The following is a 255-nucleotide window of genomic DNA, read 5'->3' as shown; positions in this document are numbered from 1 at the left end:
AAGCAAACTCCGTAGATGCAAATAAAGCAGAACCGCATCCTTGCGCGGTGCCTGCCAGACCCACACCACCCACACGGCTGCCCGATCCGACCAACCTGCGCGAAGTCCTCGCGTACTGGGTGCGGCTCTTGCGCGTGCAGAAAGAGTGGTCCCAGGAGCGTCTGGCCCACGAGTGCGAACTGGACCGCACCTACGTGTCGGCCATCGAGCGCTGCAAGTGGAACGTCTCGCTGGCAAACATCGAGCGCCTGGCCC

General features: G+C 63.1%; 1 protein-coding gene. It reads left to right on the top strand.

The genetic code is table 11. The annotated features are described in order from the left end of the window. Window positions 1-47 precede the first annotated feature (47 nt). Window positions 48-255: helix-turn-helix domain-containing protein (locus tag NFX52_RS30610; protein ID WP_252636037.1), on the top strand; the 208-nt coding region annotated here is incomplete at its 3' end.

Origin of the sequence: Acidovorax facilis (assembly GCF_023913775.1) — a bacterium.
GTDB lineage: Bacteria > Pseudomonadota > Gammaproteobacteria > Burkholderiales > Burkholderiaceae_C > Acidovorax > Acidovorax facilis.
Note: the sequence above shows the minus strand (reverse complement) of the source record. Positions and strands in the feature narration are given on the sequence as shown.